At 46.2% G+C, this 24757-nt stretch carries 13 protein-coding genes; 7 read left to right on the forward strand and 6 right to left on the reverse strand.

The window, feature by feature from the left end:
- Window positions 1-2: 2 nt before the first annotated feature.
- The 3 genes from LL912_RS16420 to LL912_RS16430 are packed head-to-tail and all read right to left on the reverse strand — an operon-like array spanning window position 3 to window position 6421.
- Window positions 3-1310, reverse strand: coding sequence for a DUF5000 domain-containing lipoprotein (locus LL912_RS16420; protein WP_235554666.1), 1308 nt, complete (start codon window positions 1308-1310; stop codon window positions 3-5).
- Between the two features lie 36 nt (window positions 1311-1346).
- Window positions 1347-3257 (reverse strand): RagB/SusD family nutrient uptake outer membrane protein, encoded by a 1911-nt coding sequence (locus LL912_RS16425; RefSeq protein WP_235554667.1) that lies wholly within the window; start codon window positions 3255-3257, stop codon window positions 1347-1349.
- An 11-nt stretch (window positions 3258-3268) separates the two neighbouring features.
- The gene (locus LL912_RS16430; RefSeq protein ID WP_235554668.1) at window positions 3269-6421 is read right to left on the reverse strand and encodes a SusC/RagA family TonB-linked outer membrane protein; all 3153 of its coding nucleotides are present in this window, start codon (window positions 6419-6421) and stop codon (window positions 3269-3271) included.
- Between the two features lie 430 nt (window positions 6422-6851).
- Here LL912_RS16430 and LL912_RS16435 point away from each other — a divergent pair, with 430 nt between their 5' ends.
- The 7 genes from LL912_RS16435 (at window position 6852) to LL912_RS16465 (ending at window position 18949) form a co-directional block, all read left to right on the forward strand.
- Entirely contained in the window at window positions 6852-7625 is a 774-nt protein-coding gene (locus LL912_RS16435) for a carboxypeptidase-like regulatory domain-containing protein (protein ID WP_235554669.1), read from the forward strand.
- A 137-nt stretch (window positions 7626-7762) separates the two neighbouring features.
- Window positions 7763-8299 (forward strand): RNA polymerase sigma factor, encoded by a 537-nt coding sequence (locus tag LL912_RS16440; RefSeq protein WP_235554670.1) that lies wholly within the window; start codon window positions 7763-7765, stop codon window positions 8297-8299.
- A gap of 69 nt (window positions 8300-8368) precedes the next feature.
- Window positions 8369-9469 carry a FecR family protein gene (locus LL912_RS16445; protein ID WP_235554671.1) on the forward strand — a complete coding sequence of 367 codons (1101 nt, stop codon included), beginning with the start codon at window positions 8369-8371 and terminating at the stop codon, window positions 9467-9469.
- Window positions 9470-9650: 181 nt separating this feature from the next.
- The gene (locus LL912_RS16450; RefSeq protein ID WP_235554672.1) at window positions 9651-12938 is read left to right on the forward strand and encodes a SusC/RagA family TonB-linked outer membrane protein; all 3288 of its coding nucleotides are present in this window, start codon (window positions 9651-9653) and stop codon (window positions 12936-12938) included.
- Between the two features lie 13 nt (window positions 12939-12951).
- Entirely contained in the window at window positions 12952-14493 is a 1542-nt protein-coding gene (locus LL912_RS16455) for a SusD/RagB family nutrient-binding outer membrane lipoprotein (RefSeq protein ID WP_235554673.1), read from the forward strand.
- Between the two features lie 142 nt (window positions 14494-14635).
- Window positions 14636-17173 (forward strand): phosphocholine-specific phospholipase C, encoded by a 2538-nt coding sequence (locus LL912_RS16460; RefSeq protein WP_235554674.1) that lies wholly within the window; start codon window positions 14636-14638, stop codon window positions 17171-17173.
- A 201-nt stretch (window positions 17174-17374) separates the two neighbouring features.
- Window positions 17375-18949 (forward strand): N-acyl-D-amino-acid deacylase family protein, encoded by a 1575-nt coding sequence (locus tag LL912_RS16465; RefSeq protein ID WP_235554675.1) that lies wholly within the window; start codon window positions 17375-17377, stop codon window positions 18947-18949.
- Between the two features lie 233 nt (window positions 18950-19182).
- Here LL912_RS16465 and LL912_RS16470 read toward each other — a convergent pair whose 3' ends face one another.
- The 3 genes from LL912_RS16470 to LL912_RS16480 are packed head-to-tail and all read right to left on the reverse strand — an operon-like array spanning window position 19183 to window position 24753.
- Window positions 19183-20928 (reverse strand): DUF4983 domain-containing protein, encoded by a 1746-nt coding sequence (locus tag LL912_RS16470; RefSeq protein ID WP_235554676.1) that lies wholly within the window; start codon window positions 20926-20928, stop codon window positions 19183-19185.
- A 15-nt stretch (window positions 20929-20943) separates the two neighbouring features.
- On the reverse strand, window positions 20944-22962 hold the full coding sequence (locus LL912_RS16475) for a M60 family metallopeptidase (protein ID WP_235554677.1): 2019 nt from the start codon (window positions 22960-22962) through the stop codon (window positions 20944-20946).
- Window positions 22963-22977: 15 nt separating this feature from the next.
- Complete coding sequence (locus tag LL912_RS16480; protein WP_235554678.1) at window positions 22978-24753, reverse strand: LamG-like jellyroll fold domain-containing protein; 1776 nt, start codon at window positions 24751-24753, stop codon at window positions 22978-22980.
- Window positions 24754-24757: the final 4 nt, after the last annotated feature.

Here is a 24757-nt window from a genome sequence, read left to right on the forward strand (position 1 = left end):
ACCTAGTTGATGTATTTACCAAATAATTTTAATTCAGAAATGGCCACGGTAAGCGCATTACCTAATTCCTGTTCCCGTATTCCGTTCCATGTGCAATTGATTTTTACGCGGATATAACGGAAACCATCCGGTATTTGCCAGTCTACCTCAAAGTCTTCCCCTTTCCGGGCATATTCCTGGTCATCAGTGGTGGCATTTGTACCAAAGGCCAGGCCGGAGGGGCGTACGCCTTCATAAGTGCCAATATAGGTCCACGAATCCCAGGATCCGTCTACGGCAGGATTATTGCTGCCGTACACTTCAAACTCCTTCGGATGTGTAGCCTGGAAGAGTAAGGAATAGTTATCATTCCGTCCCCACATTTTAATCCGGCTCAGTTGTACCTTTTTTCCAAGATCCATGGAAAACTGCAGGGGTATTGGTGCCGCCTTCCCCCACCATTGTTTCCCCGTGTTATAAAAAGGCTGGGCATCAAACCCGTCGAACAATGCAACCTGCATTTCGGCGCTGCCGCTTTGAGCAGAATAGTTGGCGATATAATCCCCATTCCTGTTCGCGGCAGAATAGGTTTCAATACCCCGGTAAATAATGATGTTTTTAAACTCGAATTCTTCCAGCGGGGTTAGCAGGCGTGTAATGGTATCCGAGGTATTTCCCCATTGATCCCGAACCACAATCCCGTACTTTGTTGCTACCGGTTTTTCGCCCCTTACTCTTATAATTCCTTCCCTGGCCTTTGTATAGGTTTCGTTAACAGTATTCCAGCTCCACTGATTTGTTGCCGTGTCCTGCTCGTACTTAAACAGTCGCAGAATGACATTGGCAGCGTTTTCATTTTTATAAAGCAGGTTTACGCCGCCAAAAGTGCTGAAAAAATTTGCATCGGATTTAAACGACTCCGCCAATGTCTGATACGTGGGTTTCCCCGTGGTAATCTTTATATGCACGGGATCAGATGCTACATCTCCCACGCTTACAGCTTTCAGTTCTACATCATATTCACCAATCTTTGCAAAGCCCTGCACCAGTAATTTATTGTCATAAAGACTTCCTTTAGCCGTCATTTGGCTGCCATTATCCAATGTATAAACAGCACTTACATAACGCAGGTCGGGCGTTTTTGGCAGGTCGTAGGAAATCAGGGCACCTCCCGGCGTTGATTCAAAACTGACATTTGTTAAAGCGGCAGGCTTTTCACCTATGCGCGCGGGCTTGATACCCAGGTCCTGTTTGCAACCAAACAGGACAACAAGCGATATAAAAATAATACTGCGTATTGTGTTGCTATATAATGTATTTAAATTTTTCATGCTCTTCCTGTTTTTTTGAAATCGGATTTATATCATTTACCATCCTGCACTTTGCATCAGGTTGGGGTTTCTTCGTCTTTCATTCAGGCTGATGGGCCAGAAATAGTCCCGATCCAAAAAGGATCTTGTATAAAACAGCGTTGTCCTGTAATAGGATCCCGGTGTTGACTGATTGATATCCCATCCAAGAATGGGGCTGTTTAGTTCTTTTACAGCATCCTTCCATCTTCTTAAATCCCAGAAACGCACACATTCCAATGCAAATTCATTGGTCCGTTCTCTTTTAATGATCTCCCTGAATCCTTCTTTTGTTGAGGGCTTTGAAGGGTTAATCGAATAATTTCCCCATGATTCTATCACCCCTTTAAGTCCGGAACGCAGGCGCACTGCATCTACATATGAATATGCTTCAGCCGTTGGACCGTTTAGTTCGTTCAACGCCTCGGCATAATAGAGATACAAGTTGGCTAAACGCATAATCGGAAATCCAAAGGGCCGGGCGGTGTAAGCACTGCTGGCCCCAACTGTATTCTGATAGTTATAGAATTTTTTTGCAGCGTATCCGGTCCAGTTGTAGTTGTTGGGGTCTACTTTTCCGGAAGCGCCGGCATATTTAAGATCAATATTGTATGCATTAGCATCGGATCCCGCCTGGTTCATATATAACCGGCCGGCATCAAATACCAGGGTGCCATAAAACCGATCCTCCCGGTCCATATTCATACGAACGGTGGTAGCACCAGCCACCAGGTTGTATTTATAAGCATCGGTGCCCGGAACCGTTACCAGGTCAAACCGGCTGTTATAGGGATACATTTTATCTTCCTCGATGGGTACACCGTTTTTTGAATAAAATTTCTCAACAATATTCAGGGTAGCCGACATAAATCCTAAAAGTGTTCCGCTGGTAGCATTGGCTGTATACCGGGGAAGCATAAATTGTCCCTGCACCGTACCTGTTGCAATAGAACGGGTATCCAGCCAAAGAATTTCCGGGTTATCCGAAGATTCGCTTACAGCTGCGCGGATATTCATCTGGTTCTTTGTGCTTACCTGCGGTGAGCCCGTAGGCGTCCAGTAATAAAGTTTTTTACCGTGTCCCTCTGCATAATCAATCGCTTCCTTACAGGCATCGGCGGCTTTCTTCCATTTTTCAGCGACATACGCATGGTTGAACAATTCCTTTCCGTCATTATTCCTGAGAGCGGCTTCCGGGCCATTATTGCCATTGAACAACGGGCTGGCAGCATACATCAGCATCTCTGCCTTCATGGCCTTTGCCACCAGCTTGGTGATGCGGCCTGTTTCCTGGTTAACTGCAGTAACATCATCCATCAGGTATTCCATATTGCCGTCGATCAACTTTAGGATATAGTCAAAGCACTCGTCAACCGAACTCCTTGCCAGCTGGCTGGAGCCCGGCGGATCGTAAATGGGAATATTTTTATCCTTTATCGGAACCGGACCGTAGCGCTTTACCAACTGGAAATGATAATACGCCTTCAGGAAATTTACTTCGGCTGCCCACATCAGCTTTTCGGCTTCAGTCATATCCGGCACTTTCATAATATTTTCAAGAAAAGTGTTGCAATTGGTAATACCGACCCAAAAACTGGGAACAGTCGGGTTATTGCCATCCCAGGTGTTCAGAAGCGGGCTGTCTCCATTTTGGTTTCCCAGGGCGATCTTCCAGTTATTATAACCGGAATAGAAGGAAGGAGAACTTAACCAAAATTCATCACCGGATAAAAATCCCGGGTTTCCGCTAAGCGAAAAATTCTGAGGCAATGAGCTATAACAGGTGGTCAGATAGCGCTCTGCCATGGTACGCATAGCGAAGGCCTGATCCAGAACCGGTGCATTGTCCGGTACCACATCCAGAAATTTATTGCAGGAGCTAACTGAGATACAGATCAATATTCCTGCTATCGTTTTTGTAAAATTCATTTTCATAAAGATTATAAACTTGCGTTAATACCGATATTAAATACCCGCTGTAAAGGATAGTTGAGTGCATTGCCTCCCATTTCCGGATCCCACAGCTTAAAGGCGCTGATCTTAAACAGGTTGGTTGCACTCAGGTAGATTCTGAAAGATTTAAACTTATAGCGTTGGATAAACTGCTTGTTTACGGTATACCCCAGTTCCAACTGTTTTAAGCGGAGGAAGCTTCCATCGCGCATCCAGTACGTACTTTGAACGGTATTGTTGGCCATGGGTGTTACACTCAGGCGGGGCCAGATGGCATACATATTTTTGTTTGACTCTGACCAGTAATCATCTGCCCAGGCCTGTAATACCGCATTCGGCGCATATTCATTTCCAAAAGGAGCCACCCCTTTTTCAACCTGGGTATTATTTGTAGTAGGATTAATAAACAAGGAAGTTCTGCCTACGCCGCTGAAAAAGAAGGAAAAGTCTACGCCTTTATAGCCAGTGCTGAGCCCGAAACCATAGTTAAGTTCAGGAGTTGTAGGATACCCGATCGGCATGCGGTCGTCATCGTTGATCACCCCGTCGCGGTTCACATCCAGGTATTTAATATCGCCTCCAAGCACTATTGAACCAAACTCCTGGGCAGGGCTGTTATATACCTCTTTATCATCGATAAATAAGCGCTCGGCAATATATCCAAATTGCTGTTTGGCACTGGTACCGATCCGGGTACTGTAGGCATTTGCATACCGGGGTTCTTCATAAAATACATATTTACCGGAGGCATATGTAAATGTACCCCTGCCCTGGAACCACAAATGCTCATTAACATTCTTATTATACACGATCTCTCCATCAAAACCATTGCTTTGGTATTTACCCACGTTGGCAAATACCGGAGCCGTTAATCCATTAATATTGGACATAGATCGTTGCTGTACAATGTTATTCCTGGTCTGGTTATAATAATCTGCTGTAAAAGTAAGCGAGCCTCTGAATAAAGACAGATCAATTCCGTAGTTGGTCTGCTGCGAAACCTCCCAGCGGATGTCGGGGTTGGCATAACGGTTTACCACCACACCATTTACACTGTAGCGGGCATTATCTGCCGGCAGGCCAAATGTATACCCATAGCCGCCGGAACTAAGGTTTACATCTGACAAATAGAAGAAACGGGTATCCAGGATCTGGTCATTTCCCAGCAGCCCCCGGGTAAATCGCAGTTTCAGATTGCTGACAACTGGTTTAAGCGAAGCAAAAAAACTTTCATTGGAAATATTCCACGCAAGTCCTATAGAAGGGAAGAATCCCCAACGGAATTTTTCCGAAAATCGTTCGGATCCGTTATATCCAAATGCAAATTTTACGAGATACCGGCTGTCATAACCATAATCTATACTCCCTGAGAACGATACATTCCTGGAAGGAAGTGTGCTGATCAGGGAAATTGTTTCGCCAGGATTGGGAGCACCGGGGGTGTTAATTTTGTCTCTTATGGTATTGATCACCATTGCCGATACATTGTGCACATCGTTGAACAGCCGCTGGTAGCTCAACTGGTTTTCCATGTAAAAAGTAGCATCCTGTGATCTGTCGCCAGGAACAAAATTCAGGTATTCGGTTCCATCTTTCGGATTCAACTCCTGATATGTATAGGAATTAGTAGCGGGGTCAAAACCGGTGGGCTGGTAGTAAAAGGGGTTGTATACCCGGTATTGCCTGAAATTAGAGTTGCGGGCGAGGTTCACCATTCCCCGGTAATTTAGTCCCTTTGTAATAAAGGCAGAAAGGTCTTGCTTCAGCTCCACCTGGATCTGTACATCGCTCCGTCTTCTTTCGGAATATCCCCTCATGATTTCTGCATAAGGATTGAGGTAGCGGGCGTCCTGTCCAAAATTTCCAAATAACGGGTGCTTAATATACGACTGCGCTGGCCCTGCTTCATATACCGGTAAAAACAAGACAGGGTTGGCCCTTAATGCCAGGTTGTAAGCTTCTGAACCACTGGTGGGCGGGCCGGAGTAATTTTGAAGGTTGGCAATGGTCCGGATCATCGCAAATGTGGAATTGGTCAGATTAATGCCCACATTGCTCCGGATATTCATTACTTTAAAATTCACATTGTTATTAAAGTTATTAAGCTTGTTCATTTTCAGCAGTCCATCATCATTGGTATAATTGACACTGACGTTATATGTAGCCAGCTTTCCACCCCCTGAAACTCCGAAATTGTAGTTTTGCGTCGTGGTGGTTTTCTTGGTTAGTGCATTTAACCAATCCACAGCGGGGTACAGCATCGGATCGGACCCAGCTGCAGTTCTGTCAATCTGCAGCTGGCTGTATTGCTCCTGGGCCAGCGGATCCCTGGTAAGGGCCGCTTCATTCCGCATCTTCATCCATGTGACGGGGTCCGCAAATTTCAATGTTTGTGTTGGTGTGGAAACGCGCTGCTCAGCCCGGATCGAAATAGTGGCCGGGCCTTCCTTTCCCTGTTTGGTGGTAACCAAAATCACCCCGTTTGCACCTCTTGATCCATATACCGCAGCTGCTGTGGCATCCTTTAAAATTGAAAAATTTTCAATATCATCCACCGGAATCCGTGCGAGGGCATCAGCATCTACCTCCATGTTGTCCAGAAGGATCAGCGGCCGTTGGTTGGTACCAAATGTTCCGATTCCCCTGATAAAAAAGTCGGCGTTATCTGCCCCCGGCTCACCGCTTCGCTGAAAGGAAACGATCCCTGCCACTTTTCCCTGCAAGGCGGCAGTAAGGTTGCTTACCGGTGCTCTTAGCTCTTTAGGACTTAAAGTAGTCACGGCACTTACAAGGTCAGACTTTCGTTGCCGCTGACCAAATGCTGTAACCACCACTTCACCAAGCTGGGATTCTGTTGGGGTAAGCGTGATGACAACATAGCTGCTGTCAACGTTCTTTTCCAGGGGATTAAAACCAACGGCGGAAACAGTGAGCACATTGTTCCATTCCGGGAGTCCCATAGCAAAAGCACCGGTTGAATCCGTTGTTGTTCCCGTCTGCGTGCCCTTCACAAAAATGGACACATGTGCTACCGGTGCTCCGTTTTGATCGTTAACCACTCCTTTTACGGACCGGGTTTGCGAAAACACCGGAACGGAAAAAAGAACAAATGACAATACAGTTATTAGAATTTTGCTCATACAATACTTAGTTTTCCTTGATTCTTAAATGTATCCGGGTTATGAAAGGCAGCAGTTTCGCTTCAAAAACGTCTAAATAGCTTTCATAATGACAACTGAAACATCCTGTAAAACAAGAGTTGAATAGCTAACGAAGCTAAAGACTTTAACATACCGTTTGGATATTTCGGATCAGACAAACGATTGCACAAATGCTATGTTTTTACGAAAACGTTTTATGCAAACGATTGTACAGTTAGCATGTATGGTTTATTATTATTCTCCTTTATTATACAACAGGAAAACAGGCTGTGTTTCTAAAAAAGGATCGTTTTAACCTGTAATTCCTTCCAATCATCTAATTTTCGCTACTTTACCATAGTTTTTGCAAATTCTTTCCGTGCTTTGCCGTCCAACCAACAAGTAAGCGCAATTGTCTTAATTATAAGAATTGAATGTATTAAAAGCCATATTTTTATTGGGGCTGCTTCCCGCATTTCTTTCCACAGAAGCCCAGGTACAGATCAAGGGAAATGTTTACGACAGTCTGGGCCGGACCCCGGTACCGCTGGTTTCTGTGCTGACCAGTTCGGGAGCTGGTACCATGACCGGCGCGGATGGTAGCTACAGCATACAGGTTCGCCCGCAGGATTCTATCTGGTTCAGCTACCTCAACAAGCCAACCCGGAAATTTCCTGTATCCGGCATTACCATGCCCTATGCATTTGATATTTCACTGCGCATCAGCATTCCAGACCTCCCCGAGGTGAAGGTGCGGAACCGGGATTACCGGCTGGACTCTCTTGAAAACCGGGAAACGTACCGGAAGTACTTTGATTTTCAGAAACCGGGGCTTTCTACCATGTCGGTAACCGATGGATTTGGTGCCGCCTTTGACCTGGATGGGATCATCAATGCTTTCCGGTTTGGACGCACCCGGAAGCTGACGCGGTTTCGCGACAAACTGATTGCAGACGAGCAGGAAGCCTATATCCGATACCGGTTCAGCAAGGCCCTCATCCGCCGGATTACCGGCATGACAGAGGACAGCATCATCAACAATTTTATAGCGTTGTACCAACCCAGCTACCTTTTTACCAACCGGGTTAATGATTATACCTTTCACGAGTACATCAAAAAATCCTACGAGCGGTTCAAACTCGGGTTGCTGCCGCCACCTATGTGGAAGGAAGGATTAACCGGGGATGAGGAACTGGAGTATTGACCTGTTTCCAGATAATATCTAAATCCGGATGCTTCAACATAAGGGGGCTCTCATTATAAGTTGCTTGCTTCCAAACAATTAATAATAACTTAAAAGCCTAATCGTGCTTTTATCAATTATTCGCGTAAGTTTGATTTATGCTTTTGATCGATTCCTGGTATACTGCGTTTAAAGCCAAGCTGCAAGCCATTGCCTGTCATTTTGGGTATACCATACAGGAAGCCGAAGACATTGTACATCAGTTTTTCCTGGACCTCCTGCAAAAGAACATACCGCCGGATACCATTCAACATCCGGAAGCTTACCTGGTAACCGCTTTTAAGCGAAAACTCATCGATCTGCACCGGAGCCAGCAGCGCAAGGGCAGTTACCTGGAGATCGAATCTTTTAACCTGCCCTCCACACAGGAAATCATTGAAAAACTGGAAACGGATACCGCCCTGATCCATCACATCGCTTCGGCCTATAAAAAATTGCCTGCACGGTTCCGCCGGGTAATCTATATGAAATACTACCAGGGCTATTCCACCGAAAAAATTGTAGCACTGACCGGCCTTACCCACCAAACGGTTTACAACAACCTTTCAAAAGGAATCCAGCACCTGAGACAACATCTTAAAAAAGATGCCGTGCTGGAACGGCTGGTCAATTTTATGCTTTGCCTGCTTCCATAAAAAAAAGTTAAAAAAAGCGGTTAGATTTTGTAAGCGCTGTCGTCTGTAATAAAAACCGGCCTTACGAATATGACATATACCGTAGAAGAGCTTGTCATTGATGATTCCTTTATCGCTTATTGTACGCGGACGAATGCCGCAGACATTGCGCGCTGGGATGACTATCTGTTAAAACACCCCGAAGCGCTGATTACCATTGAAGAAGCCCGCAAACTGGTACTGGGATTAAGATACATGCTGCAAAAAAAACAAAATGAACTGTCCGCCACCGACGATTCCCCCGAACATGCGCTGTATGTAGCTTCCGGTAAGTACATCGGGGCCTTTAAGGAACAACCTGTACGCACCCGGTTCCGCAACTGGAAAAAGTGGGCGGCCGTTGCCGCCTGCCTCTTGTTTTTGGTTACCGCAGGTATCTACCTGCCTTATCGGCCGGGAAAGTCCGGAACATCGCTACCTACGCCCGTTAAAACCAATGCCGGCTCCGGTGAAACCGCCCGGTCGCAGCCCGGCGAACGAAAAACTATTTTTTTGCCAGACAGTACCAAAATATTGCTGAATGCAGGTACCCAATTACAGGTGTCACCCACCTTCGGGAAACAGGACCGGAACGTATACCTGACGGGGGAAGCCCTGTTTGATGTGGCGCATAACAAAGCGTTGCCTTTTATTGTCCATGTAGCGCAATACAAGATCAAAGCGGTTGGTACCCGGTTTAATGTAAAGGCCTATACCAACGACCGGTACAGCGAAACTTCTCTACTGGAAGGCAAGGTACAGATCCTGCTTCCGCAGGGAAATGACGATGTTGTTTATAAAACGCTGCAGGTAAACCAGAAATTCGTTATGAATGCCCCGGACAGCCTGTCAGTAAAGGTGGCGGCAAAACCCGAAGTAATACCCCTTTCCTATCATGATTCCAACCAGAATATTGAAACGGCCTGGGTAAACGACCTCCTGATTTTTGAAAATCAACCGTTGCTGGAAATTAAGAACATCCTGGAACGGGAATATAATGTAACGATTGCCATTACCAACAGCGATGTAGCACATTATCGTTATACCGCTACATTCCGGCACGAAGCCATTGAAGAAGTGCTAAAAGCTTTACAGCTTTCATATGCCTTCTCCTTTAAAAAGGACGGAAATCAAATCACTATTTATAAATAATACAAATGCAATATTAAAATCAGACCAGCAAAAAGGGAGAAACGGATTGCGGCCATTTCCCCCAAGGAAAATGGAAGGAGCAGAGCCCTTCCACTCGTTTACTAAAAACTAAAATAAAAGTATGAAAAAATGTGCTTACGCGAATGAGTGGCCCCGGCGGCTGCTCAAAAAACTGTTGTTTATGAAATTATGTCTTGCCCTGATGCTGGCGACGGCATCTCAGGTTGCGGCTTCTTCCGGCTACGGCCAGGAATCGGTTTCACTCCAGCTGGAAAATGCCCGGCTGTCGACCATTTTAAAGACCATTCAGAAAAAGACTGACTACCGTTTCGTGTTCAGCAACAAGCTTGTTGACGAAACCGGTATGGTAAATATTAAGGTACAAAATACGCCTGTGCTTTCCTTGCTGCCCAGGATTCTTAATGGAACAGGGCTCGAATATCAGCAAATGAGCGATAATTTGATCGTGATCCGTGAAAAAGCCGATATCAAAAAAGACATCCTGGTTAAAGGAACAGTAACCAACGCCAAAGGGGAACCGGTTTCCGGAGCTACTGTTTCCTCCAACAAGGGCAAGGCCACCATTACCAACGATAAAGGAGAGTACAGCATTGAGGTAGACGAGTTTGACGAGCTTACCTTCAGTTATGTAGGCTATACATCCCAGGTGATAAAAGTAAACAGTCAGCAAACCATCAACGTGGTTTTTGAAGAAGCCAACCGTGCCCTGGAAGAAGTAGTGGTAACCGCGCTGGGTATTAAACGGCAGGAAAAAGCCCTGGGTTATGCCACGCAAAAAGTAGGCGGCACCGCTGTTCAAACCGTAAAAGGCGTGGACCTGGGAACATCGCTGACGGGTATGGTTTCCGGTTTGGTTGTCAAAAACTCTACTGAATTTAATAAAACACCAGCCGTTCAGTTAAGAGGTGAATCTCCCCTCCTTGTTATCAATGGCGTACCCTACGGAAATATGTCATTAAGGGATATTCCGACAGACGATATTGAAAGTATCGATGTATTAAAAGGGGCAACGGCCTCTGCTTTATATGGAAGCCGGGGAGGAGCGGGCGCCATCATGATCACTACCAAACAAGGAAAGGGAAAACGATTTGCAATTGACATTAACTCCAACAATATGTTCGCCCTTGGCTATGTATCGATCCCCAAGGTTCAAACCTCTTACGGACATGGACTTGATGGAAAAATTGCCACAGACTATGTATGGGGACCAAAACTGGACGTTGGAGACAGTGCCATGCAGTGGAACCCAATTACAAAAAAAACTGAAATGATGCCGCTGGTTTCGAGTGGCCGGAACAACCTGAAAAATTTCCTGGAAACCGGTATTATCAGCAATAACAACATCAGTGTAACACAAAGCGGAGAGAATGGCTTCTTCAGAGCCGGCTTAAATTATATTTATAACAAAGGGGAATGGCCAAACGCAACGCTTAAGATCATCAACTCTACCATGAGCGGCCAGATGAAGCTGGGCAAAAAATTTGACCTTAATGCATCGATGGGATACACCTGGGAGCAATCACCGCAAAATATCGGTGGCGGCTACGGTGATCAGGGTTATTTATATCAACTGCTGATGTGGACCGGGCCCGATTACGACCTCAGACAATACAGAGACTACTGGGTAACACCTAACTTAAAACAAAACTGGTTATATGACGCCTGGTATGATAACCCCTATTTAATTGCCTATGAGAAGCTGCTCGGAAGTCAAAATAACAAATTAAACGCCAGCCTTACGGCCAATTATAACTTTAACCAGAACCTTAAGTTGATGTTCCGGACCGGGTATGACTATTACAGCAACGAGATCACCCAGCGCAATCCGGCAAATATCAATTCAGACAGAGGTGGATTCGTAGCTGCCGGGCTATTCAGAAATAACCTGGATTGGGGATTTAGCACCAACAACGATCTGATACTCACCTACGATAAGACTTTTGGAAAGTTTGGCGTAAATGCATTAGCGGGCGGAAGCATTTATTATTATGTTGACCGGTCTCAGGGGGCATCTACCGTTAATGGCTTAAGCATTCCCGGCTGGTACTCGCTGGCCAATGCAGCCCCTTCTACCACTGCAGGCGTAAACTCAATAAGCAATAGCTATTCCAACTACCGGAAACAAACCAACGGTCTGTATGGTAAAGCATCGTTTTCCTACGATAATGGTATTTACCTGGACATTACAGGTAGAAATGACTGGGCCTCTACACAACAGGCTTCCCAGCGTTCCTATTTTTACCCATCTGCTGGGCTTAGTTTCATCTTATCGAGATACCTGGCGTTACCAGATTGGGTAGACCTTTTAAAGCTGCGCGGCTCGTGGACAATCAGCAAAAGCGTATTGGGCGTTTATAGTACGAACAGAACCTTTTCATCAGGAACCAGCTTTGGTTTGATATCCAACAGCTATCCATCCAACCTGCTAGGGGACAACCTGCTGCCCAGTACGAACAGAACCTGGGAAATGGGACTTGCCTCTTATTTGTTTAAGAGCAGACTACACGTAGATGCAACATACTTTGCTAAACTGTATTATAACCGCCAGGTTTCTGCCTCCGTTTCCGGGGCTTCGGGATTCACCTCAACCCTGGTAAATACAAAAGAAACCTATGCCCGGCGCGGAATGGAAATTACTGTGGACGGCGACGTAATCAAAACCGGGAATTTCAAATGGCATTCTACCATCAACTGGTCATTTGATCACCGGTATTGGGTAGATCTGGATTCTGTTTATTCAACAGATGATAACTGGCACAAAAAAGGTACACGTCTGGATGTGTATACTACCAATGAATGGGCCAGGGACCCTAATGGTGATTACATCAATGTAGGCGGTAAGCCCATTAAAAACCCTTATGCTACGCAAATAGGCTACGGAGATCCCAATTACTCCTTCGGCTTTATTAATGAGTTCAGCCTGGGGAACCTTATATTCGGAATCAATATCGATGGACGGATCGGTGGTTTGATGTACAATTACATCTGGGATAAAATGTTTGACACCGGCTCCAACCCCGAAACAGATAACCAGTTCCGCTACAACCAGGTAGTAAACAAGGACAATACATTTACCGCTCCCGGTGTAAAAATCGTATCGGGAAAAGCCAGCTATGACAAGTACGGCAACCTCATCAGCGATACGCGCACCTATGCGCCCAATGATGTTGCTATCGGTTATCAAACGTATGCCCGTAATTTCAGAGGAGGTAATTATGGTATAATGAGCGAATCTTTTGTAAAACTACGCCAGGTATCCATTGGTTATAACATTCCTCAAAATGCAATCAAATCGATCCGCGGCTTAAAGTCGGCTTCTGTATCTGTAACAGGTCAGAACCTTATATTGATCACCAAGTTTAAATTCTCTGATCCTGACCGGGATACGGAAGATCTGAACGCACCGTCCCAGAGAATGGTAGGCTTTAACATTAAACTTGGATTTTAAAAATTACGACAAAATGAAAATGAATCATACATTATTTGCAACCATCTTTTTTTTAATGCTTTTTGGCTGTACAAAAAAGTTTGATGCAATCAATACGAACCCCAATGCCTCGCTGGACTCAAGAGCAGACTGGCTGGCCACATCAATGATTACTTCTATTACTTCAAGTGATATCAGCAGCACCAAAAGTTTTATGCAGCCGTTTATGCTGGGGAAATATATCCTGTGGTCAGAGAATCAGGAATCGTATCAATACAATGCTTTAGGCCAGGCAGGGTTTGGTAGAATTACTGTGTTAAGAAATGTGGACCCCATGCTTAAATATGCGCAAACATTGGGCGACCCGGCCATATCCGCCTCCTACCAGGGTCTGGCTCATTTTCTGCGCGCCTGGCAGTTTTTTCAATTGACCATGCAGGTGGGCGATATCCCTTATTCCCAGGCATTAAAAGGAGAGTCGGAAAAAATTATAAAGCCTGCTTACGATGCGCAAAAAACGGTGTTCATCGGCATTTTAAATGAACTGGACCAGGCAGACGAAGCTTTCTCCAAGGGGAAAAATTTTTCGGGAGATTTTATTTACAATGGCGATGTAACCAAATGGCGGAAACTGGCCAACAGCTTCCAGCTGCACGTGTTGATGAATTTGTATAAGAAAACAAATGACAATGAGCTGAATGTTATTCAACGATTCAAAACAGTTTCGGCACGTCCTTTAATGCAGAGTTATACCGATAATTTTGCCGTTACCTACATCGATACCAAGGGATACAGTTACCCCTGGAGTAAAACCTCAAAACAAAATAACAGTTTTACCATTTACCCAATGGTATCTTCAACCCTCATCGATTCACTGAAGGCTAAGAATGACCGGAGGCTATTTTATTATGCAGAGCCTTCTGATTCTTTAAAAAAGAAAGGTTTCACCGCCGACAATTTTAATGCCTACCTGGGTATTGAGCCTTCTGATGCTTATTCCAAAACAACCACAAGCCGTTCCAACGGTGCGTTTTCAGACGTGAATAAACGTTACGTGGATCTGTATAATGCTGAGCCGGTAAGTCTGTTCAGCCACTGGGAGTTACAGTTTATACTGGCTGAGGCTACCGTCAGAGGCTGGATCAGCGGCACATCTGCGCAAAGCTATTATGCAGCGGGTATCCAAAGTTCCATGAATTTCTTATCGAACTTTACCCCTTCGAACTATAATCACGGAGTGGTAATGGATGCCAACTATATTGCTACCTATCCCACAACGGTAGCACTAAGCGGCAGTGCCGAAAACCAGATCAAACAGATCATTACTCAAAAGTATATGGCCGGCTTCCTGCAGGGGGCAGATTATAATGCATGGTATGAATTTAGAAGAACAGGATACCCGGTATTTAAACTCAATTCCAATACGAATTTAAATACACCCAGCAGCCAGTTCCCGGTTAGATGGACCTATCCGCAAACTGAATTAGACAACAATGCTGATAATTACAAAGCGGCGATCCAGTCTCAATACGGTGGCGTGGACGATGTAAACCAGGTGATGTGGCTGCTGAAATAGCCCTTCGCATTTCATATTCATAAATAAAAAGCTATTTTGCAGGTATGAGTTGTGTAAGGGCTCATACCTGTTTTTTTAGTTCAAGATTTAAGAGGCATATGTAACCTCAACCCTTGAACCTGAATCCTGAAACTTTAAGCATATGCCGATTGATTTTTCAAGAAGAGATTTTTTAAAAAAAACCAGTTTGCTGGCCGGCGGTGCCGGGGTGTTCTCCGTACTTCCTGCCTCCATCCAAAAAGCCATGGCTATTAACCCGGCCAAGGGCTCTACGTTTGAAGATGCCGAACATATTGTGCTGCTGATGCAGGAAAACCGCTCTTTCGATCATTGCTTTGGTGCCTTAAAAGGAGTGCGGGGCTTTAACGATCCACGCGTGCTGAAACTTGCCGATGGCAATCCTGTTTGGCTGCAGACAGATAAAGAAAAGAAGTCTTATCTCCCCTTTCGCCTGGACATGCAGCAAACAAAGATCACCTGGATGGGTGGTTTACCACATAGCTGGAAAGACCAGGTAGACGCGCGCAATAACGGACAGTACGACCAATGGCTGATCGCCAAAAGAACGGGCTATAAAGGTTTTGAAGGACAGCCCATGACCCTGGGTTATTATACCCGTGAAGACATCCCGTTTAATTATGCCCTGGCCGATGCATTTACCGTATGCGACCAGCATTTCTGCTCTTCGCTTACCGGTACCACACCCAACCGGTTATACTTTTGGTCGGGTACACTCCGTAAAGACGGGCTTGCCAAAAGCCCGGCACTGGTGCGGAATGAAGAATCGGATTATAGCGCAGAAAGCGACTGGAAGACCCTGCCGGAGCTGCTGCAGGAGCATGATATCTCCTGGAAAGTGTATCAAAATGAACTGAGCCTTCCTTCCGGTTTGGAAGGTGAGACAGAGGCCTGGCTGAGCAATTTTACAGACAACCCGCTGGAATGGTTTACCCGGTTCCGGGTACGCCGCTCGCGGAAGTATGAGCAATATATTGCACAGCGGCTGGCTGCCTTTGAAAAAGAACTGCCAGAACTGGAGCAAAAAGCCATGGAGCAGCCAGACGATCAAAAGATCAAACGAGCACTGAATGGATTGCGCGAACGCAAAAAGCGTTATGAGGCCGAACTGGAACGTTGCCGTAAAGAACTGGCCGAACCATTGAGCAGTGATCAGCAGGCCCTGCATAACAATGCTTTTGCCACCAATGATTTCGATCCCGACTATCATCAAACCGAAACCATTCAATACGATGATCATGGTACCTCGCGGAAAATGCAGGTTCCCAAATCGGATGTACTGGCCAATTTCCGAAAGGATGTAAAAGAAGGAAAACTGCCAGCCGTATCCTGGCTGGTAGCGCCGCAGTACTTTTCCGACCATCCTTCTGCGCCCTGGTTCGGCGCCTGGTATGTGTCGGAAGTGCTCGATATCCTTACACATAATGAAGAGATCTGGAAAAAGACGGTGTTTATACTCACCTATGATGAAAACGACGGCTATTTTGACCATGTTCCTCCCTTCACAGCACCGGACTTCCGGAATTCTGCCACAGGGGCCGTATCAGCGGGCATCACTGGTATCGACAAAGAATTTGTAACGCTCGATGATGAGATCCGGCTCAAAGGCGTAACCCCAGCCAATGCGCGGGAAGGCGCCATCGGTTTGGGTTACCGGGTGCCCTTTGTTGTAGCCAGTCCCTGGTCAAGGGGAGGCTATGTCAATTCGCAGGTCTTCGACCACACATCCGTAGTACAGTTCATCGAGCAGTTTGCCTCCCGAAAAACCGGTAAAAAACTGCAGCTCCCCCATCTTTCGGATTGGCGCCGGGCCGTATGCGGCGATCTTTCATCCGTATTCCGCCCCTATAACGGCGAAGCAGTAAAACAGCCGGAGTTCCTGGAACGGAATGCCTATCTCCAACGGATCGATGAAGCCCGCTACCGCCCTATCCCGCAGGACGTATCTCCCTTATCGACAGATGAGATCCGGGCCATTCGCAGTAACTTCAGTAAAACCCGGAAGTATTTCATACAGGAAAAGGGATTGAAGCCGTCCAGCGCCATTCCCTATGAACTGTATGCAGACGCCCATTTAGATGCCAACGGCCGGCATCTGCAACTAATGATGAAAGCGGCAACCGGTGTTTTCAAAGAGCGGTCCATGGGCAGCCCCTTCTCCCTGTATGCCTACCTTCCCTACGCAGATACTAACGGGCAAAAGATCGTTAATCGCAACTGGTCCTTTGCCGTGGCCGCAGGAGAAGAGTTGCAGTACCAGGTGCCCCTGAGCGGCTTTGAAGGAAAGGACTATCATCTGGCACTGTTTGGTCCTAACGGCTTTTACCGTGTAATCAAGGGCCACAGCGATGAAGCCCGGCTTTCTATTGAATGCAGGTATGGTACCGGTGGCGGAAAGCGATACGGACAGGTACAACTGGTCATCCGCAATTACTCAGCGCAACAGCAGGAACTTATTATCAGGGATAACAGTTACGGGCAACAAGAGCTTTTACGAAAGCTACCGCCGATGGCAACCCACAAACTGGCGCTGGTGCTGGATAAAAGCTTTGGCTGGTACGATTTTTCTGTTTTCATGAAAGGAGATAAGAATTTTGAAAGGAGATTTGCAGGGCGTGTAGAAAGCGGAAAGGAATCCTTCAGCGATCCGCTGCTCGCATAGTGCAGGCGCAGCAGCACTGATTTTACAGCGCATGGGAAAATAACTGATGTAGGAAGCGGTAAAAATTTACTGCTTCCTTTATTTTTTGCGTAGTTTAAAAGAGTGGTGTGGTTTTAGAGCCATTGCCGGCTACAGCAGCAAAAGCATCCCGGCATCGCTATATTCCAGGGCATTCATACTTTTTTTTGTACCTTACCTGCTATGTTCAACAAAATAGCACTGCTGACGATCGGCCTGCTGGGTACATTACCAGCGCTGGCTCAACCCGCCTGCGACATACTCATCCGGAACGGAAAGATCATGAATGGTACCGGCAACAACTGGTTTTACGGAGATATTGCGGTTGCTGGTGGAAAGATCCTGGCCATTGGCAAAAACCTCAACTATCACGCAGCCACTACCATCGGGGCAGAAGGACTTGTGGTAGCACCCGGATTCATCGACGTGCATACCCATATCGAAGGCGATGAAGACAAGGATCCCCTGGCACAGAGCTTTATCTACGACGGGGTTACCACCGTGGTTGCCGGAAACTGCGGTTCCTCCAACCTGGATATCGGCCGGTATTTTCGTTGGCTCGATTCCCTCAAACTCTCCATCAACGTGGCCTCTCTTATCGGGCATAATGATGTGCGAAAAGCAGTATTGGGTCGTGCCAACCGCCGGCCATCCGCGGAAGAGCTTAAAAAAATGGAAATGCTGACCATGCAGGCGATGAAGGATGGAGCGGTGGGATTGTCTACCGGCCTCATCTACATACCAGGCACCTATGCACACTCCGATGAGCTCATCGCATTGGCAAAGGTGGCCGCCCAATACAATGGCGTTTATGCCACTCATATGCGTAGTGAAGGCAACCAGGTAGCCGATGCCATCCGGGAAGCATTGCAGATCGGACGCGAAGCTGCAATCCCCGTAGAGATCTCCCATTTTAAACTCAGCGGTCAGCAAAACTGGGGGCGCAGCAAGGAAACCGTGGCCATGGTGCAAAACGCACGGCTGGAAGGGATTGATGTAACCATTGACCAATACCCGTACACCGCCAGCAGCACGTCCATCAGTACCTTGTTGCCTGGCGAAGTGCTGGCAGACGGCCAGGATAGTGTGCGTGCGCGCCTGCAGCGGCCGGAGATCCGCAACTATGTGATCGCCGATATGCTGAAAAGTCTCAAACAACGAAAATTAAAACATTTTAGTTACGCCGTAGTGGCCTATTACAAACCCGATACCAGCTATAACGGAAAAAGCATCGAGCAGATCAACCGGATGAAAGGCCGGAAACACAAGGCCCGGGAGGAAGCGTTAACGGTGATCGATATTATGATGAACGGAGGTGCCAGCGCCGTTTTTCACGGCATGAGCGAAGCGGATGTCAAATACATCATGAAGTATCCGTATAATATGTTTGCCAGCGATGCGTCCATCCGCATCATGAATGCCGGCATGCCCCATCCCCGCGGCTACGGCACCAATGCCCGGGTGCTGGGCAAATATGTACGGGATGAACGCGTGCTCTCCTTAGAAGAAGCTATCCGCCGCATGACCTCCCTGCCCGCACAAAAATTCAACCTTTCCGATCGCGGGCTGCTCAAAGAAGGTATGGCCGCCGACATCGTGATCTTCGATCCTGAAAAAGTGCAGGACCTCGCCACTTTTGAAAAACCCCATGCCTATTCCACTGGATTTCAATATGTGCTGGTGAATGGGAAGATCACCGTAAAAGAAGGAAAACATACGGGAGCGAGGGCGGGGATACCGCTGAGACATACTTATTAAAATTAAAATGCTTATTGTTTGCCGTTATAACAGGCAGGACCTGACAACTGTGATCTCCATAAAATAGCAATAAAGCCCGCTCCTGCAATGATCCTGTGCAGAAACGGGCTTTTCCAAATAAAGTCCGGCAGGTCGGTTTGATCCTGCGGAAAGCTGTTCTTCTTTAAATTTTTATAAACTCATTCTAGAAAGGCGTCGCCGATTGTAATCATCCACTTCTTTGAAAGTAGAAGCTATTGCTTGTAAAACTCCGTTTCGTAAGCGTCCAGCCATTTAGTGCCACCGATACCCCAGGACGAAGGAACTGTTACCCCAAGCCAGTAAAACACCTGCCGCGCAACATCTGGCAGTTGGAACTGTGTTTGAATCGTTCCAGGCTTCGCCGTAGGATTGGGCATCGAGCAGTGAATTTTACCAAGATTCGCCCAGGCAAAATTCCCGGACAAAACAAAGGGTTGTACCGGATTCACAAGATTACTGAACTGCGATTGAAACCCATCGTTACAAGGCCAGAAACCAATCATTTTGTCTTTTTGCGGGAAGGCATTCATACCTACCGCACAGTTAGCGGCCGTAACCTCAGCATCTGTCAATGCCGTATTATAAAACACAATGTCCTGGAAGTTTACGGGAAGCGCCCCCGTATTGCCGCTTGAGGTAAAGTTAGCAAATCCAAGGGTCAGTGGTAAGGTATTGACAAGATTGAAAGATGAAATATCCCTGTTCTGAGTATCCGGAATCCGTTTACCATCTGTAAATCTTTTGATCCATCTTTTTTTCGTTCCACCTGCGTCCACGCTGTCATATAACACGAATGTACAGGTATGCCAATTACCATCAAGTACGTCCCACGCTGCCGTTTCGTATTTCCGGTTACCGATGATCAGCTGCCAATATCCCGAGTTGGTTGTATAAACCGACCAGCCATTGGCATAGTTTAAATTTTCGGAAGAATTAGAAATAAGAACCGGGTATTGAGACTTGGTTGATGAAAGCATTTTAAATTGAACGGTTCTTGCTCCGGAAGAACCCGTACCCATACTTAGATTTGATGGATCATTAATGCGTGCCCGCACTACATTTCCGGAGCTTCCCGTTAGCGTCACATTCAGGTTGATTCCCTGTGCCGAAAACTCCAGCGGCTTAAACCGTTCATTATAGTAGATTACGGGAACCGTTCTTTCCGGAACTGTACCATTGCCGTAACTATTGTTTACACCTCCGTTCGTTCCGGTAATAATGACCAGCCACTCCTCGGATTTATTATACCCCGGACGTGCTTTTAATGTATTGATAATTTCATCCAGGTTTCCCGCCAGCTTTTCAATAGCAGCCTTATATGGTGCGGCGCTCGCGTCAAAACCACCCTGGATTCCGGCTTCTACCGGGTCAGAGAATTGAACAAGCGTAACATCTGCTGTTTTCACCGACTTTAACCGGGCGATAAGCGAATCTTTTACCAATTGATCCGTATTTAATACCAGAGGGGCATCCACTTCAGGAATCAATAATTCGGGGATCTTATTCCATCTGCCAATAAACCCTGTAGTCAGTTCGGGTTTGGTTGAACTTAGCAGCAGATTGAAAATAGAGGGATAGCGCTTTATAACCTGGTGTTCATCATCATTCTGGGCTGGAGCAAAACTACTGTCAGTAATACCATGTGTCGACGATTGCACAGCGGACGTCAGCGTTTTCCAAACAGTAGCAGAATTGGAAGGCCGGTCCGAAATTTCGTCCCAGGCGTATTTACTTTTTTGTAATATTCCTGTAAGTTTTGCCGGAGCAATGGCCTGGGTAGCCGCCGATGCAAAGCCATCCACACCGATGATCAGCACCTTTCTGTTCGGCGGCAAACGCAGGGAATCAATCTCCTGGAAATAGGGGGGATTATCCGGGTACTTTTTGCAAGAGGAACTACACAGCCCGATAACAAGCGTTAATATGGAAATAGGAAATATTTTATATTTAATAGCCATAATCGATAATTAAATTTATTGAACCACTCTAAACTCTGCAAGACAAGCCAGGTCATCTGCAGTAAACATATCGGTTTTATTGGGAACCCTTATTCTTACATATCTTGCCGAAACCGGTGAGGAAAGATTAAATGTTTGAAGCCCGTTAATGTTCTGCGTAACAATATAATTTCCGTCTGCCGATGTGTTTGCAAGCGGCACGGGTGTCCAGGTTACGTTATCATTACTGTAATCTATGTAGATATTTTTAATTGGTCTACTGGTAGCTGATCCATTGGGCCGGTGTGCCATTGCCACTTTTGAAAATGACAATGCCCGTTTCAAATCGATCACTGCAAAATGGGGCGGCGGTACGATGGGACTATAATTGGTATGCCAGTAGGTGGTCAGGTTATTGTCGATCAGATTGCCTACCCGCCCTTCTGAATGATCAGAGCTAAAGTTGATTACGGCCCATGCTGTTGGCAAATAGTCAATATCGTTGTTTCCCCCGGTTTTTTGAACCGGCTGATAGTTCCAGATATCATATTGATAGGGCGCATATTTAGCAGCCACTTTGTTTTTTGCAATGTCACTGATCTGGATTCCCCAGGCGTTGAAAAACATTTGGAAATCAGCCTTTACATACTCACAGAGTGTTTCATAAAAAAAGTCATGCTTACCAAGGTCGCCGGCTGGCATACGCACCGCCCTCCTGGCCTGTGCATACAAATATGGAAAAAAGCCCCATCCGTCCGGACGACCATTCCCCTTATAATTTGCAGGTATTTTTTCAAACAGCTGTAAAAACGGGGTTAGTCTTGCAAACGGATCATTGATCCGGGTATCTGTACCGTCGAAATTCTTACTGGCATTGCCTTCTGCAGCAAAAGCGATTGCCCGGTCAAATTTAGTGGACAGGTTTTCAAACTGATCCGCCGCTGCATTGATATCATGTAATGCAGGCCAGGCCGAAGGGTTGGTCAACGAGTTTCGTTTTGCCGTTTTGTAAATAAACAGATTATTAGTGGTTTCTCCCAACGTGCTCCAGGACCACCAGCCTTGCTGGTTATTGTGCCCTATTTCATGATGGGTGCCCCATGTTTTAGACTGTTTCAATTTATTTAAATCGGCAGAAAATTTAAACCAGTTCATGTCCATAAAGGCTACAATAGGAAACCCGCTATGCCCATACCCTACTACCGGATTATTGTCCATCACGATCCGCATTGGCAATACAGGCGACTGGTCCATGGGATCTGCAGGTGTTTCTTTCAGTCCCTGCCATCCGTAAAAGTCTTCCTTCATTACCACATCCCACTCTGCCAGCAATGCCTCGGGATCCTGCACCGGGCTGGTAACGCAATATTCACGGGGTACTGTAAAAATGGTGTATTTTCCACGTAGCTCTAACCAGGGAACACAAGACTTTCTGATGGCCGTCTGCCAGTCTGCAGCATTGGTTTGGCCCAGCACATAATCCGGCGACTTAACTACATTTGAAAAACCAAGGCTGACTGGATTATCTATCGAAACATTTGGAATGATGTAAATATGTCCTCCATACAGGTTCCGCACCTGATTTTTACCTGGAGCAAGCTGTACTTTGGATACAATCAATGGATCTCTGTTAATTGGCCCAAGAGCACCCAACGCTGTTAGATTATCCGTCCACGCGCCAATCTGAAGGGAAAGGGAATACATGCCGCTCGGTACTGTAACCTCCACCAACTCACCGGGAGCCGCGTATAAGCCGGTACTGAACTGCGGAACTGGTGGCACCGAAATCCGGAGATTCTGATCAATGTCAAAATACTTCAGGTTCATGTTAACCGTAGTATTGATTCTGGGTTCTTCATTGCAAACCAGCCCCGGAAAGATCCTGGCCTGAGGATACTTGCTGGTGTTAACAGTTCCATCCCCGATTGTAACCGGTGTGTGAACAGAGTCCTTAGGCACGTCAAAGCCATTGTCAACATCCACCGTTGATTTTTTACAGGAATATCCAAGTATCATGATTAAGCCGAGCGTTAACGCCCAAACAGATCGTCTCATATTCTATATGATTTATTAATTCTCTACATCAATATATTTCGGAATCCAGCCCTTCCCATCAAGTGCCCAGGCAGCGTCCGGGGTAATGCCAAGCCAAGCATAGATAAACGGGGCTACGTCAACACTGGCAGGGACCAATGCATACAGCGCAGGAGTAACCGGCGGACATACCTGAGCGGTAACATCATTAAAGCTTAGCACATTGCCCCGGGGATTTGGATCTGTTAAAACCAATGGATAGCCAAATGCTCCGGGGGCCTCATTGATCAAGTAGGATTTACCGTCGAGCCCGAAATAAACCGCATCGCCCTTCCAGAAGCCGAGTAAATTCTGGTAATAAGGATCCGTTGTTGGAATATCTGTGCGGCAAAAATTATTGCTGATATAGCTTTCAGACAAAGCCGTGTTGTAAATGCGCATATCCGTGATGTTCATGCGCGTCGGCGACCAGCTGTCGCCATTATTATTAAAATTAAGCATCCCCGCCACGAAGGGTGATTTTGTGCTAAAGTCGCGCCCGGTGGTATTCAACGGCGTTCCGCTCAAGCGGCCATCTACGTACAAAGATGTAGTTCTTACCCCATTGGTAATGCGGGTTACGCCCGTGAATGTATGCCACTTCTCCTCAGTTGTTACATCCTCTGCACCGGTTATACTAGCTGATGTTGTACCATACCGCAAATTAAACCATGCCTTATTGATATTATATGCAAAAAAGATACTACCAGGATTGGCGGGATCATGAAAACCAAAAAAGCCCGGGTAATAATATCCCGCTTTTGCAGGTACTTTTACCTTACATTGAATTGTAAATTCTTTATCTGCCGCAAATGCTGTTTCAGAATAAGGAAGCGTTACCACAGCCCTGCGATTTGTAATGTTTGTGGTACCTATTTTAAAATTATACCCGGTACCTATATAGGGCAGAATACCGGTAGGTTTTACCAGCGATTGCGCCAGAAACCGCGGATTATAAAATGCAATAAAATTGTTGTGCATGGCATCGTCAAAAGCTGACCAGGCTGAGCCAACCGGAACATATCTTTTATTGCTGCCCTTATTAGAAGCAATTACCACGAGCCAGTTCTCATTAGTATAATTGGGCCTCGATTTCATCTGCGCCATCAACTGTCCAATATATCCATCTACTTTTTTAACGGCCGCAGCATACAACGGCTCCGCAGCACTGTACCCGTTGGTTAGCCCCGCAGCGTCCACACCGCCAAACTGTACCACCAGCAGCTCCTGTGTGCCGTCTTTTACTAGAGCTGTTGCTTTCGTATTCGCTGCATCATCGTTGCCCGGAAAAACAAAATTGTCTGAAGCGTCCTTCATCAATGCATTGCTTAATGAAGGATCCGTTGCCACCGCAACAGTTTTTAACCGGTTAGCAAGGGATTTTATCCTGCTGAAAAGAGAAGGATATTGCGCAAGGTTATTGGGTGCATCAAAGGAGGTTCGCACCTGGTGTTTATCGCTTTTTACGCCCGTTAACAGGTTGGCCCATCCGTATGCATTGGAAACACTGTCATCGGCCTGACTATTGATACCATTAAAGGAATAAATCGAGTTACTGATAACAGAACTGATCACCGGTGGGTTAACCGCCTTGAGTTGTTCACCTACCAGGCCGTCCACCATCACAAAAAGCACCTTATTGACTTTTTGCGCTGGCGGATCGTTTTCATCGGAACTTTTTAACTGGTTATCAAAGGATTTATTACAGCCCGATAACAGAAAAAAACAAAAGATCCCGGCGCCTAATTTCAATATTGTTTTCTGTAAATGCATTCTT

Origin of the sequence: Niabella agricola (assembly GCF_021538615.1) — a bacterium.
Classification (GTDB): Bacteria; Bacteroidota; Bacteroidia; order Chitinophagales; family Chitinophagaceae; genus Niabella; species Niabella agricola.

Excerpts from the sequence above, each read along its gene's own strand:
- LL912_RS16420 (WP_235554666.1), bottom strand. The coding sequence starts at position 1,310 with ATGAAAAATTTAAATACATTATATAGCAACACAATACGCAGTATTATT.
- LL912_RS16425 (WP_235554667.1), bottom strand. The coding sequence starts at position 3,257 with ATGAATTTTACAAAAACGATAGCAGGAATATTGATCTGTATCTCAGTT.
- LL912_RS16430 (WP_235554668.1), bottom strand. The coding sequence starts at position 6,421 with ATGAGCAAAATTCTAATAACTGTATTGTCATTTGTTCTTTTTTCCGTT.
- LL912_RS16440 (WP_235554670.1), top strand. The coding sequence starts at position 7,763 with ATGCTTTTGATCGATTCCTGGTATACTGCGTTTAAAGCCAAGCTGCAA.
- LL912_RS16445 (WP_235554671.1), top strand. The coding sequence starts at position 8,369 with ATGACATATACCGTAGAAGAGCTTGTCATTGATGATTCCTTTATCGCT.
- LL912_RS16450 (WP_235554672.1), top strand. The coding sequence starts at position 9,651 with ATGAAATTATGTCTTGCCCTGATGCTGGCGACGGCATCTCAGGTTGCG.
- LL912_RS16455 (WP_235554673.1), top strand. The coding sequence starts at position 12,952 with ATGAAAATGAATCATACATTATTTGCAACCATCTTTTTTTTAATGCTT.
- LL912_RS16460 (WP_235554674.1), top strand. The coding sequence starts at position 14,636 with ATGCCGATTGATTTTTCAAGAAGAGATTTTTTAAAAAAAACCAGTTTG.
- LL912_RS16465 (WP_235554675.1), top strand. The coding sequence starts at position 17,375 with ATGTTCAACAAAATAGCACTGCTGACGATCGGCCTGCTGGGTACATTA.
- LL912_RS16470 (WP_235554676.1), bottom strand. The coding sequence starts at position 20,928 with ATGGCTATTAAATATAAAATATTTCCTATTTCCATATTAACGCTTGTT.
- LL912_RS16475 (WP_235554677.1), bottom strand. The coding sequence starts at position 22,962 with ATGAGACGATCTGTTTGGGCGTTAACGCTCGGCTTAATCATGATACTT.
- LL912_RS16480 (WP_235554678.1), bottom strand. The coding sequence starts at position 24,753 with ATGCATTTACAGAAAACAATATTGAAATTAGGCGCCGGGATCTTTTGT.